Origin of the sequence: Pseudomonas sp. 7P_10.2_Bac1 (assembly GCF_025465935.1) — a bacterium.
GTDB lineage: Bacteria > Pseudomonadota > Gammaproteobacteria > Pseudomonadales > Pseudomonadaceae > Aquipseudomonas.
This window is the reverse complement of record NZ_JANLNV010000068.1, coordinates 101,244-116,763: the sequence shown is the minus strand read 5'-3', so window position 1 is coordinate 116,763 and position 15,520 is coordinate 101,244. Positions and strand designations below refer to the sequence as shown.

General features: G+C 57.5%; 15 protein-coding genes. 10 read left to right on the top strand and 5 right to left on the bottom strand.

The genetic code is table 11. The features are described 5' to 3' along the window. Positions 1–99: 99 nt before the first annotated feature. Both NTD86_RS14670 and NTD86_RS14665 read right to left on the bottom strand, forming a co-directional pair. Positions 100–1,320, bottom strand: coding sequence for a CaiB/BaiF CoA transferase family protein (locus tag NTD86_RS14670; RefSeq protein ID WP_262203238.1), 1,221 nt, complete (start codon positions 1,318–1,320; stop codon positions 100–102). Between the two features lie 14 nt (positions 1,321–1,334). Next, positions 1,335–2,516 (bottom strand): acyl-CoA dehydrogenase, encoded by a 1,182-nt coding sequence (locus NTD86_RS14665; protein WP_262203237.1) that lies wholly within the window; start codon positions 2,514–2,516, stop codon positions 1,335–1,337. Between the two features lie 158 nt (positions 2,517–2,674). Between NTD86_RS14665 and NTD86_RS14660 the strand changes: the two genes are divergently transcribed. The 10 genes from NTD86_RS14660 (at position 2,675) to NTD86_RS14615 (ending at position 12,446) form a co-directional block, all read left to right on the top strand. Then, the gene (locus NTD86_RS14660) at positions 2,675–3,571 is read left to right on the top strand and encodes a LysR family transcriptional regulator (RefSeq protein WP_262203236.1); all 897 of its coding nucleotides are present in this window, start codon (positions 2,675–2,677) and stop codon (positions 3,569–3,571) included. Between the two features lie 438 nt (positions 3,572–4,009). Then, positions 4,010–5,131 carry a Re/Si-specific NAD(P)(+) transhydrogenase subunit alpha gene (locus NTD86_RS14655; RefSeq protein ID WP_262203235.1) on the top strand — a complete coding sequence of 374 codons (1,122 nt, stop codon included), beginning with the start codon at positions 4,010–4,012 and terminating at the stop codon, positions 5,129–5,131. Between the two features lie 11 nt (positions 5,132–5,142). Continuing rightward, positions 5,143–5,466, top strand: a complete 324-nt coding sequence (locus NTD86_RS14650) for an NAD(P) transhydrogenase subunit alpha (RefSeq protein ID WP_003438157.1) — start codon at positions 5,143–5,145, stop codon at positions 5,464–5,466. Then, complete coding sequence (locus NTD86_RS14645; protein WP_262203233.1) at positions 5,463–6,896, top strand: NAD(P)(+) transhydrogenase (Re/Si-specific) subunit beta; 1,434 nt, start codon at positions 5,463–5,465, stop codon at positions 6,894–6,896. The genes NTD86_RS14650 and NTD86_RS14645 overlap by 4 nt, the downstream gene beginning before the upstream one ends. 180 nt (positions 6,897–7,076) lie before the next feature. Then, the gene (locus NTD86_RS14640) at positions 7,077–8,567 is read left to right on the top strand and encodes an acetyl-CoA hydrolase/transferase family protein (protein WP_262203232.1); all 1,491 of its coding nucleotides are present in this window, start codon (positions 7,077–7,079) and stop codon (positions 8,565–8,567) included. Between the two features lie 318 nt (positions 8,568–8,885). Next, positions 8,886–9,101 carry a DUF1127 domain-containing protein gene (locus NTD86_RS14635; RefSeq protein WP_262203231.1) on the top strand — a complete coding sequence of 72 codons (216 nt, stop codon included), beginning with the start codon at positions 8,886–8,888 and terminating at the stop codon, positions 9,099–9,101. 300 nt (positions 9,102–9,401) lie between these two features. After that, positions 9,402–9,719, top strand: a complete 318-nt coding sequence (locus NTD86_RS14630; RefSeq protein WP_262203230.1) for a DUF2388 domain-containing protein — start codon at positions 9,402–9,404, stop codon at positions 9,717–9,719. A gap of 128 nt (positions 9,720–9,847) precedes the next feature. Continuing rightward, entirely contained in the window at positions 9,848–10,141 is a 294-nt protein-coding gene (locus tag NTD86_RS14625) for a DUF2388 domain-containing protein (protein WP_262203228.1), read from the top strand. A 26-nt stretch (positions 10,142–10,167) separates the two neighbouring features. After that, entirely contained in the window at positions 10,168–10,488 is a 321-nt protein-coding gene (locus NTD86_RS14620) for a DUF2388 domain-containing protein (protein WP_262203226.1), read from the top strand. Next, entirely contained in the window at positions 10,485–12,446 is a 1,962-nt protein-coding gene (locus NTD86_RS14615) for a DUF4105 domain-containing protein (RefSeq protein WP_262203225.1), read from the top strand. Before NTD86_RS14620 ends, NTD86_RS14615 begins: the two co-directional genes overlap by 4 nt. Positions 12,447–12,699: 253 nt before the next feature. Here NTD86_RS14615 and NTD86_RS14610 read toward each other — a convergent pair whose 3' ends face one another. The 3 genes from NTD86_RS14610 to pstB form a co-directional block, all read right to left on the bottom strand. Beyond that, entirely contained in the window at positions 12,700–13,575 is an 876-nt protein-coding gene (locus NTD86_RS14610) for a response regulator (protein ID WP_262203224.1), read from the bottom strand. Between the two features lie 163 nt (positions 13,576–13,738). Beyond that, the gene (gene phoU / locus NTD86_RS14605) at positions 13,739–14,491 is read right to left on the bottom strand and encodes a phosphate signaling complex protein PhoU (protein WP_262203223.1); all 753 of its coding nucleotides are present in this window, start codon (positions 14,489–14,491) and stop codon (positions 13,739–13,741) included. Between the two features lie 111 nt (positions 14,492–14,602). Next, the gene (pstB, locus tag NTD86_RS14600; protein ID WP_262203222.1) at positions 14,603–15,436 is read right to left on the bottom strand and encodes a phosphate ABC transporter ATP-binding protein PstB; all 834 of its coding nucleotides are present in this window, start codon (positions 15,434–15,436) and stop codon (positions 14,603–14,605) included. Positions 15,437–15,520: the final 84 nt, after the last annotated feature.

Genomic DNA, 15,520 nt, shown 5'->3' with positions numbered 1-15,520 from the left:
AGAACAACGAGTCAAGCGCTAATTAAGCAAATCTATCAATTAACGTCTTTTCAGCAGAGATGTAGCTATATAGAGGGGGCTAACGCCCCCTCTATATAGCTACAACACACTGGCTTGGCGTAAAAGCCCCAACTCAACCGCTCCCAACCCAAGCACCCGCTCCAGCACCTCTTCAGTATGCTCGCCCAACAATGGCGGCGCCCGACGATACTCCACCGGCGTTTCAGACAACCTGATAGGGCTTGCAACCTGCGGCACTAAACCCGCCAACGCATGCGGAAGCTCAAGCGCCAACCCCCGCGCCTGCACCTGCGGATCGGCAAACACCTGTGCCAGCTCATTTATCGGCCCACACGGCACGCCCACCGCCTCTAACTGCTCCACCCACTGCGCCGTTGTCTTGAAGACCGTTGCTTGCCGAATGAGCGGCACCAGGACAGAACGGTTAGCAACCCGCTGCTTATTACTGACAAAGCGTGGATCATCCGCCCACTCCGGCCGCCCAGCCACCTGCGCAAACTTGCGGAATTGACTGTCATTGCCCACGGTTAGAATAAAATCGCCATCCGCCGTAGGGAAATCCTGATACGGCACAATATTAGGGTGCGCATTACCCAGGCGCTTGGGCGATACGCCCGTAGTCAGGTAATTCATGGCCTGGTTCGCCAGGCACGCCACCTGCACATCCAGCAACGCCATATCGATATGCTGCCCACCACCATCAAGCTGACGATGCGCAAGCGCCGCTAAAATGGCGACCGTCGAATAAAGCCCCGTCAGAATATCCGTCAGTGCGACCCCGACCTTGACCGGACCCGCGCCCTCCTCACCCTCAGGCCGACCGGTCAGGCTCATCAACCCACCCAACCCCTGAATCATGAAGTCGTAGCCCGCCCGCTTGGCATAAGGCCCCGTTTGACCAAAGCCAGTAATAGAGCAATAGATCAACTGAGGATTGGCCTTCTTCAGCGACGCATAATCCAGCCCATACGCCTCCAGACCACCCACCTTGAAATTCTCGATCAAGATATCGGACTTCGCCGTCAACTCCCGCACAAGGCGCTGCCCTTCAGGCTTGGTGAAATCGATGGTTACCGACTGCTTATTACGGTTAGCCGACAAGTAATAAGCCGCCTCCCCCGTACTCTCACCATAAGCATCCTTAAGGAAGGGCGGCCCCCAGGCGCGCGTGTCGTCGCCATTACCCGGGCGCTCGACCTTGATCACCTCAGCGCCAAGGTCCGCTAGAATCTGCCCCGCCCATGGGCCAGCCAGTACTCGCGATAAATCCAGCACCCGCAAATGCGATAAAGCACCCATGAGCCAAGCTCCTGTTAATAGAACGCCTGAAGGCCCGTCTGCGCACGCCCAAGAATCAAAGCATGCACGTCATGCGTCCCTTCATAGGTGTTCACCACTTCCAGGTTGACCAGATGACGCGCCACCCCAAACTCGTCGGAGATACCATTACCACCCAGCATGTCCCGCGCCATACGCGCAATATCCAGGGCCTTGCCGCACGAGTTGCGCTTCATGATCGACGTAATCTCGACCGCTGCGGTTCCTTCATCCTTCATCCGCCCCAAGCGCAGGCAACCCTGTAAGGCCAACGTAATCTCGGTCTGCATATCAGCCAGTTTTTTCTGGATCAACTGGGTCGCCGCCAATGGCCGCCCGAACTGCTGACGATCCAGCGTGTATTGACGCGCCGTGTGCCAACAAAACTCTGCCGCACCCAATGCGCCCCAAGAGATGCCGTAGCGAGCGGAGTTAAGACAGGTGAAAGGACCTTTCAAACCGCGAACATCCGGGAAGATGTTTTCTTGTGGCACAAACACGTTATCCATCACGATTTCGCCCGTGATCGATGCACGCAAGCCAACCTTGCCGTGAATCGCCGGGGCGCTGAGACCTTTCCAGCCTTTCTCCAGAACGAAGCCACGAATGTCGCCTTCATCGTCCTTCGCCCAGACCACAAACACATCCGCGATTGGGCTGTTAGTGATCCACATTTTGCTGCCCGTCAGGCTGTAGCCGCCATCCACCGAGCGCGCACGAGTGATCATCGCACCAGGGTCAGAACCATGGTTGGGCTCCGTCAGACCAAAACAGCCAATCCACTCACCTGACGCCAGCTTCGGCAGGTACTTCTGCTTTTGCGCCTCCGTACCGAACTCATTGATCGGCACCATGACCAAGGAAGACTGCACACTCATCATCGAGCGGTAACCCGAGTCAACGCGCTCAACCTCACGGGCAATCAAGCCATAGCTGACATAGTTCAAGCCACTGCCGCCGTACTGCTCAGGGATCATCGCCCCCAGCAACCCCGTCTCACCCATCTCACGAAAGATCGCCGGGTCAGTCTGCTCATGACGGAAAGCTTCCAGAACACGTGGCGCCAACTTGTCTTGAGCAAACTGCTCAGCACTGTCACGCACCATGCGCTCTTCTTCAGTGAGCTGCTGATCCAGCAACAGTGGATCAACCCAGTTGAAGCTTGCTTTACCCGCCATGAAAGAACCCTCGCGAAATAGATCAAATGTCGTGCACCGATCCTAGGTCGCCTCCTATCAGAAGCACAAACGAGGATTCAGCACGCCGTTGTGATAATTTCTCACTTCGTGACGATTAAAAACGCTACTTATGCCCCCCTTTAGTGAGGAAGCCGTACATGCGTCGCAAAATCCCCAGCACAGCAGCCCTGATCAGTTTTGAAGCGGCAGCACGCCATGAAAGCTTCACCAAGGCCGCACACGAACTATCCCTCACCCAAGGAGCTATATGCCGACAGATCGCCAGCCTTGAAGCATTCCTCAGCGTAGAACTCTTCAGACGCTCAAAACGCGGCGTGAAACTGACAGAAGCAGGCCTTTCCTACAGCCGCCGAGTTGCGACACAACTGGATGCTGTAGAACGCGACACGCTGTCCGTGATGGGGCAGCAAGGCGCCAATACCATTGAGCTGGCCGTCGTACCCACCTTCGGCACGCAATGGCTATTACCTCGCCTCAAGGATTTCCAGCAAAAGCATCCCGACGTCACCGTCAACCTGACCAACCGTACGCGCCCGTTTCTTTTTGCCGACACCGACTTCGACGCGGCCATCTACTTTGGTGATGCCGACTGGTCCGGCACATCGTCCTACCGCCTGATGGGTGAAAACCCACTCCCCGTCTGCAGCCCATCACTCCTGGGCACACAGCAAAGCCTCAGTGCCCAGGCATTGGCCGAACTCCCGCTGCTCCAACAAACCACCCGCCCCTACGCCTGGCGCCAATGGTTTAACGCACAAGACATGAACGTGCCGCGCGACATGACCGGACCGCGCTACGAACTGTTTTCGATGCTGGCCCAAGCCGCCCTACACGAAATGGGGGTCGCTTTGATCCCTCCCTTCCTGATTCAACGCGAATTAGCCGAAAAACGCCTGGTCATCGCCAACCCGCACACACTGCCCAGCAACAAGGCTTACTACCTAATGATCCCGGAACGCAAAATTGAGTCCGCATCACTAAAAGCCTTCCGCGACTGGCTGATCAAGCAGGCCGAGGCTTACAGCCTGATTTGAGTGAAAAACCTCCCCCCTTTAATTCCATGTAGCAACACCCAAAAAACAACTACAGATATACGCAAATGTCGCTATTTTGCACGCTTGACTTAAGTCTAACTGGACAAACCTGAAAGCCAGTAACCACGTGGCCTGCAGGGTATTTCTCAAAGTTATGCAGCGATAACCAAAAGAAATGTGAAAAAAACTCCAAAACAGCCTAAAAATCATAGAGGCCTTGTAAATAAAGGCCTACAGCCGATCATTGCGACATTCGGTCACTGCATGACTTGTAGTAAAAAATACGTCACCCTCCATAAGTTCTTGAAAGCCCCAAAAATCGCCAGCAGAATGCCGCGCCCCACCCAATATTTGGTGGGATCGTGCTGATCGGCCGCCCCAGCCGCACCATCCGTAGTGCGCTGGCTTTCTTATAAAAGATCACGCAGGAGATATGACGTGCACATTGGTGTTCCTCTCGAAACCCAAACGGGTGAAACGCGGGTTGCTGCAACCCCGGAAACCATCAAGAAGCTGATCGGCCAAGGCCATAAGGTGACTGTTCAAAGCGGCGCAGGCATAAATGCCAGCGTGACTGACAGCGCCTATGAAGCCGCAGGCGCAACCATTGGCAGCGCCACAGACGCCTTTGGCGCCGAGCTGATCCTCAAAGTAGTTGCCCCCAACGACAGCGAACTGGCCCTGATCAACAGCGCCGCCGTGCTGATCGGCATGCTCAACCCGTTCAACAATGAAACCATTGCCAAACTGGCCGAGCGTGGGATCACCGCTTTCTCGCTGGAAGCCGCCCCGCGCACCTCGCGTGCGCAAAGTCTTGATGTGCTGTCATCCCAAGCCAACATCGCCGGTTACAAAGCCGTGCTGTTGGCCGCTCATCACTATCCGCGCTTCATGCCCATGCTGATGACCGCCGCTGGCACAGTAAAAGCTGCCCGCGTGCTGATTCTCGGCGCAGGCGTTGCTGGCCTGCAGGCCATTGCGACAGCCAAGCGATTGGGCGCGGTCATTGAGGCATCGGATGTGCGGCCTGCGGTAAAAGAGCAGATCGAATCGCTGGGCGCCAAGTTCGTCGACGTCCCTTACGAGACCGACGAAGAGCGTGAATGCGCGGTCGGCGTTGGCGGCTATGCACGCCCGATGCCTGCCAGTTGGATGCAGCGCCAGGCCCAGGCCGTGCACGAGCGCGCCAAGCAAGCCGATATCGTCATCACCACCGCACTGATCCCCGGCCGCAAGGCACCTGTGCTGCTGAGCGCCGACACTGTCGCGCAAATGAAGCCTGGCTCCGTCGTCATCGACCTGGCCGCCGCTCAAGGGGGCAACTGCCCGTTGACCGTGGCCGATCAGGTCGTGGTCGAGCATGGCGTGACCATTGTTGGCCACACCAACTTAGCGGCGCTGGTGGCGGCAGATGCGTCAGCACTGTACGCCCGCAACCTGCTGGACTTCCTCAAGCTGGTCTTCACCCCTGAAGGGCAGTTCCAGATCAACCTTGAAGACGACATCGTCGCCGCGTGCCTGATGTGCCGCGACGGTCAAGTTTTGCGCAAAAACGGCTGAGGATAAAAATAATGGAAGAGCTCATCTCCCCCGGTATCTACAACCTGATCATTTTTGTGCTGGCTATTTATGTCGGCTACCACGTGGTCTGGAACGTCACCCCCGCACTGCACACCCCGCTCATGGCCGTGACCAACGCCATTTCCGCGATTGTGATCGTTGGCGCCATGCTCGCTGCCGCGCTCACGGTCACGCCGCTGGGCAAAACCATGGGCACCCTGGCCGTCGCCTTGGCTGCTGTTAACGTATTCGGTGGATTTTTGGTCACCAGGCGCATGCTGGAAATGTTCAAGAAAAAAGCACCCAAAGCTAAAGAAGAGGTGCGCAAGCCATGAGCATGAACCTGGTCACTGTTCTCTACCTGGTTGCATCGATCTGTTTCATTCAGGCCCTAAAAGGCCTGTCGCACCCCACTACTTCGCGGCGCGGCAACCTGTTTGGCATGCTAGGCATGGCCCTGGCCGTGCTGACTACCATCGGGCTGGTCTACAAACTGGGCGCCGAAATTGCGACCACCGGCATCGGCTACGTGATAGTAGGCCTGCTCATCGGCGGCACCGCTGGCTCAATCATGGCCAAGCGCGTCGAAATGACCAAAATGCCAGAGCTTGTCGCCTTCATGCACAGCATGATCGGCCTGGCAGCCGTGTTTATCGCCATTGCAGCCGTGGTAGAGCCGCAATCGCTGGGGATCGTCAAACACCTGGGTGACGCCATTCCGGCCGGCAACCGCCTCGAACTGTTCCTGGGCGCCGCAATTGGTGCCATCACCTTCTCGGGCTCTGTGATCGCCTTCGGCAAACTGTCGGGTAAATACAAGTTCCGCCTGTTCCAGGGTGCACCGGTACAGTTCAGCGGCCAACATAAGCTGAACCTGGTCCTGGGCCTGGCGACACTGGGTCTGGGCGTGACCTTCATGCTCACCGGCAACCTCAATGCCTTCGCACTGATGCTGGCCCTGGCGTTCGTACTGGGCGTGCTGATCATCATCCCGATTGGCGGCGCCGACATGCCGGTCGTGGTTTCGATGCTCAACAGCTACTCCGGCTGGGCGGCGGCCGGTATCGGCTTCTCGCTGAACAACTCGATGCTGATCATCGCCGGTTCGCTGGTCGGTTCGTCGGGCGCCATTCTGTCGTACATCATGTGTAAGGCAATGAACCGCTCGTTCTTCAACGTGATCCTGGGCGGCTTTGGCGGCGCAGCAGATGCAGGCCCTGCCGGCAAACAAGAAGCACGTCCGGTCAAATCCGGCTCGGCTGACGATGCCACCTTCTTGCTGACCAACGCCGACACCGTGATCATCGTTCCGGGTTACGGCCTGGCCGTAGCGCGGGCGCAGCACGCACTTAAAGAGCTGACCGAAAAACTGACCCACCGCGGCGTGACCGTCAAATATGCGATTCACCCGGTGGCGGGTCGTATGCCCGGCCATATGAACGTACTGCTCGCCGAGGCAGAAGTGCCTTACGACCAAGTGTTCGAAATGGAAGACATCAACTCCGAGTTCGGCCAGGCCGACGTCGTGTTGGTGCTCGGCGCCAACGACGTGGTCAATCCGGCGGCCAAGAACGATCCGAAATCGCCGATCGCGGGCATGCCGATCCTCGAAGCTTATAAAGCCAAGACCGTTATCGTTAACAAACGCTCTATGGCCAGCGGCTATGCAGGCCTGGATAACGAACTGTTTTATCTGGATAAAACCATGATGGTCTTCGGTGACGCCAAGAAAGTTATTGAAGATATGGTCAAAGCCGTCGAGTAACATCGCAGCCTTGTAACACCCAGAACCCCGGCACTTGATCAGCCGGGGTTTTTTATTCCCTGAATGAACCCGACCAAAGGCTCTAAATCGGCCTGCGGCATTCGACCATGGTAGCGGGACGCCGCGCTTTGAAAATGAATAGACTGCGCATCTTGCTTCCGTTGCCCGAGATAACAATCCATGTACCGTGAACGTATTCGTCTGAACTCCCTGCACGATAAGGTTATGAGCGCCGAAGAAGCCGCCGCCCTTATTAAAGACGGCATGACCGTTGGCATGAGCGGTTTCACCCGTGCCGGTGAAGCCAAAGCCGTGCCACAAGCGTTGGCCGAGCGCGCCAAGCAATCGCCGCTGAAAATCACCCTGATGACCGGCGCCAGCCTGGGCAACGACCTCGACAAGCAATTGACCGAAGCCGGCGTACTCGCACGTCGTATGCCGTTCCAGGTCGACAACACACTGCGCAAGGCGATCAACGCCGGCAAAGTCATGTTCATCGATCAGCATTTGTCCGAAACCGTGGAGCAACTGCGCAACAAGCAGCTCACGCTGCCGGACATCGCCGTCATTGAAGCCGTTGCGATCACCGAGCAAGGCCACATCGTACCCACCACGTCGGTGGGCAACTCTGCCAGCTTCGCGATTTTCGCCAAACAAGTGATCGTTGAGATCAACCTGGCGCATAACCCGAACCTGGAAGGTCTGCACGACATTTATATCCCGACCTACCGTCCGACCCGTACGCCAATCCCGTTGGTGAAAGTCGATGACCGTATCGGAAGCACTGCCATCCCGATCCCGGCCGAGAAAATTGTCGCCATCGTAATCACCAACAAGGCTGACTCACCTTCGACCGTTTCCGAGCCCGACAGCGAAACAGCTGGCATCGCTTACCACCTGATCAACTTCCTCAAGAAAGAAGTCGATGAAGGCCGCATGACCAACAAACTTGGTCCGTTGCAAGCCGGTATTGGCAACATCGCCAACGCGGTGATGTGCGGCCTGATCGACTCGCCGTTCGAAGACCTGACCATGTACTCCGAAGTACTGCAGGACTCGACCTTCGACCTGATCGACGCAGGCAAAATGCGCTTCGCCTCGGGCAGCTCGATCACGCTGTCTGAACGTCGCAACTCCGACGTCTTCGGCAACCTTGAGCGCTACAAAGACAAGCTCGTGTTGCGCCCGCAAGAGATCTCCAACCACCCGGAAGTGGTACGCCGCCTGGGTATCATCGGGATCAATACCGCGCTGGAGTTCGACATCTACGGCAACGTCAACTCCACCCACGTCTGCGGTACACGCATGATGAACGGCATCGGTGGCTCGGGCGACTTCGCACGTAACGCACACCTGGCCATTTTCGTGACCAAGTCGATCGCCAAAGACGGTGCTATCTCCAGCGTTGTGCCGATGGTCAGCCACGTTGACCACACCGAGCACGATGTCGACATCCTGGTCACCGAGCAAGGCCTGGCAGACTTGCGTGGCCTCGCACCGCGTGAGCGTGCCCGCGTGATCATCGATAACTGTGTGCACCCAGACTTCCGTGAAGCGCTGAATGACTACTTCACCAAAGCCTGCGCCATTGGCGGTCACACCCCGCACATCCTGCGCGAAGCATTGAGCTGGCATGTAAACCTGGAAGAAACCGGGAAAATGCTGCCGTAACAGGCGGTCTAGACAGCCGCCGCAGAAAACACAGTTTTTTGCGGCGGCTTTTTTGTGCTCATCCAACAAAAACTGTACTGCTGTACTGGTGTTTTTACCCCATAACCCGGGGTTAGCCTCATCAAAATGATCAAAAATGCACCAACTCAGTGCCGACAGGTACAGTTGTGCACGTTTTTGGCCGTACAGCCTCTATAAACAGTTAACTGGCCCATCGCAATACAGATGAACTGTATCTACAGACTCTGGACTCAGAGGAGGATCATTGGCATCAGTTAAACCACTAGCCAATGCCGCCACAAGCGGAAGGATGCCATCATGGAACGTACACTCAGTTCCGATCTGTTCACCGAAAGCAACGCTGTAAACACCCAGGCTTCCCTGCCTCTGCGCGTACTTGCCAACCTGATGTTGTGGCAGCGCCGTATCTCCAGCCGCCATCAATTGGCTCGCCTGGACTCGCGCCTTCTCGCTGATGCCGGTATTAGCGAAGCACAGCGCTACGAAGAGCTGAGCAAGCCGTTCTGGCGCTAACGAGCGCTCGCTGGCCCTGACCATCGGTCCACCGCCAGCACCCAGAATTGAAAAAACAAAACCCGTCGCGGATAACCGCCGACGGGTTTTGTCGTTTTGAACAGCTGATTTAGCACGCCAGACGTGCGACAAGTACAGTTTTAACAAAACCAAAAATCACCAGTACAATTATCGAAAAGCCTGATCCAGAGCATCATGTCTGCACCGCAGGGCAAAACAACCTATGCGACACGCCGTCCTGCGCCTACTATTCGCCCCATAACCGACTATTTTTATACGAACCTCTTCTGGAGTATCACCATGCCCACTCTCCGCCTGCTCAGCGCTGCCGCCTTGCTGACACTCGCTGCCAGCGCCAACGCCTCCAGCTTTCTCGTGACAACAGATGCCATCGTGGGCGCACTGAAAGCGACCTCCGACCTGACCTCCGATGCGACCGGCTCGCTGCGCAACAACAAAATCGTGCGCGAAGCCCGCGACGACGCTGCCAGCTTTGTCGCCAGCGAAGGCGTGATCCGCGGTGTGAAACTGGAAAGCGCCTTCGACGCCATTCGCCAGCAAGCCCCTCAACTGCAAGCCAGCGATGCCCAACTGGCGCAGGCAATCCTGGCGATCTGATGTTTGATGACCTGTGGGAGCAAGCCCGCTCCTACAGGGATAGCGTCAAAGATGAAGATCCCGCCACGTACTGGTTCTGACCTGACCATTACGCTAGCCTTGGGCCTCGATCACACAGAACGAGACCCATGCGCTTTCCTTTATTAGTCGTGCTTGCCCTCTGCTGGACTCAATCAGCCCTCGCCTTCGACACAACCACGCAAAATACCGTGCTCACTGGGTACGTCACCAGTAAAGTGACGTCCGCGCCCTTCGATCACAAACTGATAAGTGCCGCCCAGGATGATGCTGCCGTCTTTATAGCCAGCAACGGTCAACTACGAGGCGCGCAGCTGGAATCTGCCTTGCGTTATCTGCGCCAGACCGAGCCAAAATTGAATGCCTCCGACCTTGAACTGGCACAAGCAATTCTCGTCCAATAAATACCCGCGTTTTCTGGAGATGTTTCATGCGTAGCCCCTTAATTGTCGCCACCCTTGGCCTGTTGTTGCTTGCCGATGTGGCGCAGGCACAGACCGTTGTGCAGACCAGTAACATCATCGTGCGCGCGTTTGGGCGTTCCATCGATTTCACCTCTGACACCACCACCTCCATTCGCGACGCTAAAGTCGTGCGGGCAGCCCACGATGACGCCGCCACATTCGTTGCCAGCGAAGGCTCTATTCGCGGTGTGCAATTGGAATCCGCCTTCAACACCCTGCGTGATCGCCTACCTGAAGCGCGTAACGCCAGCGACCACGACCTCGCCGAAGCTATCCTCGCGCTGTGAAACAACTGTCTGGCTGGCTCTCGGCATGCGCCCTTCTGCTACTTGCCAATAACGCGCATGCCGCCCTGCATCTGCAACTCAAGACAGAAGGGCTGTCCCCAGCCGAGCAGCACGCCAGCCAGGCACTGCTCGATGAAGCCATGCAAAAGCTGCCTCCGCGCTTCATCGAGCAACTGGACCGCCAGATCGTTGTCGGCTGGAGCGATGACATGCCCAGCAACGCTTACGGGCAAGCCTCACTGGTCTCTGAGCTGGACTTGAATCGCAACCTGCTGGCCAGCCTGACCGACGGTTCGGCCGCGACGCAAACAACCAACCGCCCCCATGGCACCGTACGCCAGGAAATGCTCGCCACCGTTCTGCACGAGCTGACGCACCTCTATGACCGCGCCCGTCTGTGGCCTGCCGCCGAGCGCACGCTGATCCAGCGCTGCACACGGCAAAGCAACAGCACCGGGCTGATCGGCCTGCCTGACCAATGCCGTGGCCAGACCGAACGCCGCTTTACTCTCAGCGATGATCCGCGTCTGCTCGACCTGGCCGGTTGGCAGCAATACGTGGGCCGCCGTGGTGAACGCGAACAAGACAACCACCAGATCGTGCGCAGCCCCGATCTGTACGAAGTCACCAACCCTAAAGAATTCGTCGCGGTCAACATGGAGTACTTCCTCCTCGACCCCGCCTACGCCTGTCGACGCCCGGCACTCTACCGCTACTACAAAGACCATTTCGGCTGGGCTCCCGCCGCCAAAGACGAATGCCCCAAAAGCTTTCCCTTCTTGAACGCTGGCAACGACTTTGCCAAACAGCCGCTGGGCACCGTTGACCCGGAACGCGTGTACGCCGTCGACTACCTACTGGCCGAAGCCAACCAGGAGTGGGCCAGCCGCTGGGGCCACAGCATGCTGCGCCTGGTGATTTGTGCCCCCGGCCGACCACGCGGCCCGGACTGCCGACTCGACCTGCAAGAACATTTGGTGCTGTCTTACCGGGCTTTTGTTAACGACGTACAGCTTTCAAGCTGGGATGGTCTGACCGGCGCCTACCCGTCGCGCCTGTTTGTACTGCCCTTGGCGCAAGTGATCGACGAATACACCAAGACCGAACTGCGCAGCCTCGCCTCCGTGCCACTCAACCTGACCCGCCCGGAAATCGAAGAAGTGGTTGAACATGCCGCCGAGATGCATTGGAGCTACGACGGCAACTATTACTTTGTATCCAACAACTGCGCCGTCGAAACCCTGAAACTGCTGCGCAGCGGCAGCGACAACGCCCAACTCAAAGGCCTGGACAGCATCGTGCCCAATGGCCTGCTGGAGGTGCTCAAGGCCCGCGGCCTGGCAGACACCAGCGTACTGGACGACCCGCGGGAGGCATTGCGCCTGGGCTATCGATTCGACTCCTACCGCGATCGCTACCAAGCGATGTTCGACGTGTTGAAAACCCGCCTGCCGATCAAACAGACCAGCGTGGAAGACTGGATGGCCCTGAATGCCGACGAACGCCGGCCGTGGTTTGAGAAAGCCGACCTGCGCGCCAGTGCGGCATTGTTGCTGCTTGAGCAGGCGAGCTTCCGTCGCCAGTTGTTGCTGGCCCAGGACGAGGTCAAGCAAAAATACCTGGGCGCACGCGGGCTCAAAGATGGCGGCATGGACAGAGCCAATAAAACCCTGCAAGAGATTCTCGCCAGCAGCGGCTTCCTCAGCCGTCCGGCCGAACTGCTCGGCAGCAGCGGCTATGGCCTGCCCCAGGCAAAAGAATGGGAAATGCTCGAGTCAGAAAGCACCCAGCGCCAGCAACAGCTGCTACGCCTGACCGGCGACCTGGACAAAGAAGTCCGCAGCCTCCTCGAACCCGCCCGCGCAGCAGAAATTGCCGCCACTGAAGACAACGTCAAACAGATCGGCGACCACCTGCGCGCGATTCACAAAGCGTCAGGCGGCCTGCAACTCCCCTAGGAGCAGCCGCCCCGTCTACGACGCCGCGCTGTCGCGTAGCAAACAGGCCACCGAGTATCCTCAGTATCCCCCAATCGGTTCCCTCTCCTTCGTGAGAGGGCTAGGGTGAGGGTTGCTCTTGATTAGAGAAGCTTTTATGTACATATCCGTTGCTGCGGCAACCGCCACTTAAGGTTCCGGCCTTACGCCGTGAGCCTGCCGTGATCAACCAGCGTGAGCAGCTCGGGACCATTAAGCACGCCGTCCCCCAGCGCTATGCCCCCGGCACAAACTGCTTCTGCGCCGTGCCGTGGGCGATCAGCCGCGACAGGTAGTTCATTTTCTCGGCATCCTGATCCACAAAGCGGAAGGTCAGCTGCAACCAGTCGCTGTCCGGCTTGGGTTCGTACGCGACAATGGCGTGCAAGTAGCCATTCAAACGCGCCACTTCGGCCCGCTCGCCTTGTTCAAGGTCCAATACCGCACTGGCCAGGATCTGCGGCAGCTCTTCACTACGACGCACCACCACCAGCGCCTCCTTGAGGCTCAGCGCTTTGATCACGCAGGGCTGAATACCTGTCGGCAAGCGCAGTTGCCCTTGGCTGCGCCCCGTCGGTGTCTGGCCAACCTGCGGGGCCACCGGTGCCTGTCGGCTCGCGGCAGTCGGCGTGACCACCTGCGCCTTGCCACCGGTCAACGCGTTGAGCGAATCATTGACCAAGCCCGTGCTGGCGCGCACCGGGGCGCTGGCCATGACCGCATTCAGCAAACCGGCCTTGGTGAAGGCCTTTTTCACCTTGGTCAGCAATTGCTCATTGGTGAACGGCTTGCTGACAAAGTCCGACACACCGGCCTGAATCGCCTGCACCACGTTCTCTTTATCACCACGGCTGGTCACCATGATGAAGGGGAGGGTTTTCAAGCGGTCCTGCTCACGGCACCACGTCAGCAGCTCAAGACCGGACATTTCCGGCATTTCCCAATCGCACAGCACCAGGTCAAACGCCTCACGGGCCAGCAGCGCCTGGGCTTTACGGCCGTTGACGGCGTCTTCAATCCGGATACCGGGGAAATAGTTACGCAGGCAGTTTTTAACCAGATCGCGGATAAACGACGCGTCATCCACCACTAACACACTGACCTTGCTCATCGACTGCTCCTTTAGAATCCTGACAACCCTGCGCCAAATAGTGGCCATTTGCCAAGACCGATCAGCGCCTCGCCCCTTTTACAGTTCACCAAGCGCCTTAACTATAAACGCCACAAACAAAAACGCCCGGCAATGAGCCGGGCGTTTTTTGTCTCGGGCAGTCTTAGTTATCGTCTGCTTGCGACTCAACATTAGCCTTGGTGCCTTCAACTTCTTCACGCATACGCTTGAGCCCCATGTGGCGCACGTCGGTGCCTCGTACGAGGTAAATCACCAGCTCCGAGATATTGCGCGCGTGGTCGCCGATGCGCTCCAGCGAACGCAACACCCAGATAATGCTGAGCACGCGGGTAATTGAGCGCGGGTCTTCCATCATGTAGGTGGCCAGTTCACGCAAGGCGGTTTTGTACTCGCGGTCGATGGTCTTGTCGTACTGCGCCACCGACAACGCCAGGTCAGCATCGAAACGCGCAAAAGCGTCCAGTGCATCACGCACCATGTTGCGCACCTGGTCGCCGATGTGGCGGACCTCGACGTAGCCGCGTGGCGCCTCGCCTTCTTCACATAACTGAATCGCCCGACGCGCGATCTTGGTCGCCTCGTCACCGATGCGTTCCAGATCGATCACCGACTTGGAGATGCTGATAATCAAGCGCAAATCAGAGGCCGCGGGTTGGCGACGGGCCAGGATGCGCAAACACTCTTCGTCGATGTTGCGTTCCATTTGATTGATCTGTTCGTCGATCTCACGCACCTGCTGAGCCAACCCGGAATCAGCCTCGATCAACGCCGTGACCGCGTCATTGACCTGTTTCTCGACCAGCCCCCCCATGGCCAGCAAATGGCTACGTACTTCTTCGAGTTCCGCGTTGAACTGCGCGGAAATATGATGGGTGAGGCCATCTTTTGAAATCATGGGTTTGCTCCGCAAAAGCTGTGAGCTGCAAGCCATAAGCCGCAAGCTATCTATGTCATTCCACCAAGCTGCTTTAACTTGCCGCTTGAAGCTAAAAGCTTGCCGCCGCTACTAACCATACCTTCCGGTAATGTAGTCTTCGGTCTGTTTTTTGGCCGGGTTGGTGAACAGGGTATCGGTGTCGCCGTATTCCACCATTTTGCCCATGTACATGAACGCGGTGTAATCCGAAACCCGGGCTGCCTGTTGCATGTTGTGGGTCACGATGACGATGGTGAACTTGGACTTGAGTTCGTAGATCAGCTCTTCGACTTTCAGCGTCGAAATCGGATCGAGTGCCGAGCACGGCTCATCGAGCAGCAAGACTTCCGGTTCAACGGCGATGGTACGGGCAATCACCAAACGCTGTTGCTGACCACCGGACAAGCCCAAGGCCGAGTCGTGCAGACGGTCTTTGACCTCGTCCCACAACGCCGCGCCTTTGAGTGCCCACTCAACCGCTTCGTCCAGCACGCGCTTTTTGTTGATGCCCTGAATGCGCAGACCGTAGACCACGTTTTCGTAGATGGTCTTGGGGAACGGGTTGGGCTTCTGAAACACCATGCCCACACGACGACGCAGCTCGGCCACGTCTTCGCCCTTGCGATAGATATTGTGGCCGTACAGGTTGATCTCGCCTTCAACGCGGCAACCGTCAACCAGATCATTCATGCGGTTGAAGGTACGCAGCAACGTCGATTTGCCGCAGCCAGACGGACCGATAAACGCGGTAACGCGCTGTTTCGGAATATTCAGACTGACGTCGTACAGGGCTTGTTTGTCGCCGTAATACAGATTCAGGCCCGGCACTTCAATGGCGACGGTTTCGTTCGCCAGACTTCGGCTCTGTTTGCTGCGACCCAAGGCCGACATGTTAATGCCGTGGGTTGAGGAATCATGCTGCATGGGTTGCTCCATACGCTAAATATTCGTTCGATCACGATGACCGAGGTTTCACCTGTAGGAGCGAGCTCGCCTCGCGATCTTTTG

What these genes read in the sequence shown, in the direction of transcription:
- NTD86_RS14670 (WP_262203238.1), bottom strand. Translation starts at nt 1,320, where the DNA reads ATGGGTGCTTTATCGCATTTGCGGGTGCTGGATTTATCGCGAGTACTG.
- NTD86_RS14665 (WP_262203237.1), bottom strand. Translation starts at nt 2,516, where the DNA reads ATGGCGGGTAAAGCAAGCTTCAACTGGGTTGATCCACTGTTGCTGGAT.
- NTD86_RS14660 (WP_262203236.1), top strand. Translation starts at nt 2,675, where the DNA reads ATGCGTCGCAAAATCCCCAGCACAGCAGCCCTGATCAGTTTTGAAGCG.
- NTD86_RS14650 (WP_003438157.1), top strand. Translation starts at nt 5,143, where the DNA reads ATGGAAGAGCTCATCTCCCCCGGTATCTACAACCTGATCATTTTTGTG.
- NTD86_RS14645 (WP_262203233.1), top strand. Translation starts at nt 5,463, where the DNA reads ATGAGCATGAACCTGGTCACTGTTCTCTACCTGGTTGCATCGATCTGT.
- NTD86_RS14640 (WP_262203232.1), top strand. Translation starts at nt 7,077, where the DNA reads ATGTACCGTGAACGTATTCGTCTGAACTCCCTGCACGATAAGGTTATG.
- NTD86_RS14635 (WP_262203231.1), top strand. Translation starts at nt 8,886, where the DNA reads ATGGAACGTACACTCAGTTCCGATCTGTTCACCGAAAGCAACGCTGTA.
- NTD86_RS14630 (WP_262203230.1), top strand. Translation starts at nt 9,402, where the DNA reads ATGCCCACTCTCCGCCTGCTCAGCGCTGCCGCCTTGCTGACACTCGCT.
- NTD86_RS14625 (WP_262203228.1), top strand. Translation starts at nt 9,848, where the DNA reads ATGCGCTTTCCTTTATTAGTCGTGCTTGCCCTCTGCTGGACTCAATCA.
- NTD86_RS14620 (WP_262203226.1), top strand. Translation starts at nt 10,168, where the DNA reads ATGCGTAGCCCCTTAATTGTCGCCACCCTTGGCCTGTTGTTGCTTGCC.
- NTD86_RS14610 (WP_262203224.1), bottom strand. Translation starts at nt 13,575, where the DNA reads ATGAGCAAGGTCAGTGTGTTAGTGGTGGATGACGCGTCGTTTATCCGC.
- phoU (WP_262203223.1), bottom strand. Translation starts at nt 14,491, where the DNA reads ATGATTTCAAAAGATGGCCTCACCCATCATATTTCCGCGCAGTTCAAC.
- pstB (WP_262203222.1), bottom strand. Translation starts at nt 15,436, where the DNA reads ATGCAGCATGATTCCTCAACCCACGGCATTAACATGTCGGCCTTGGGT.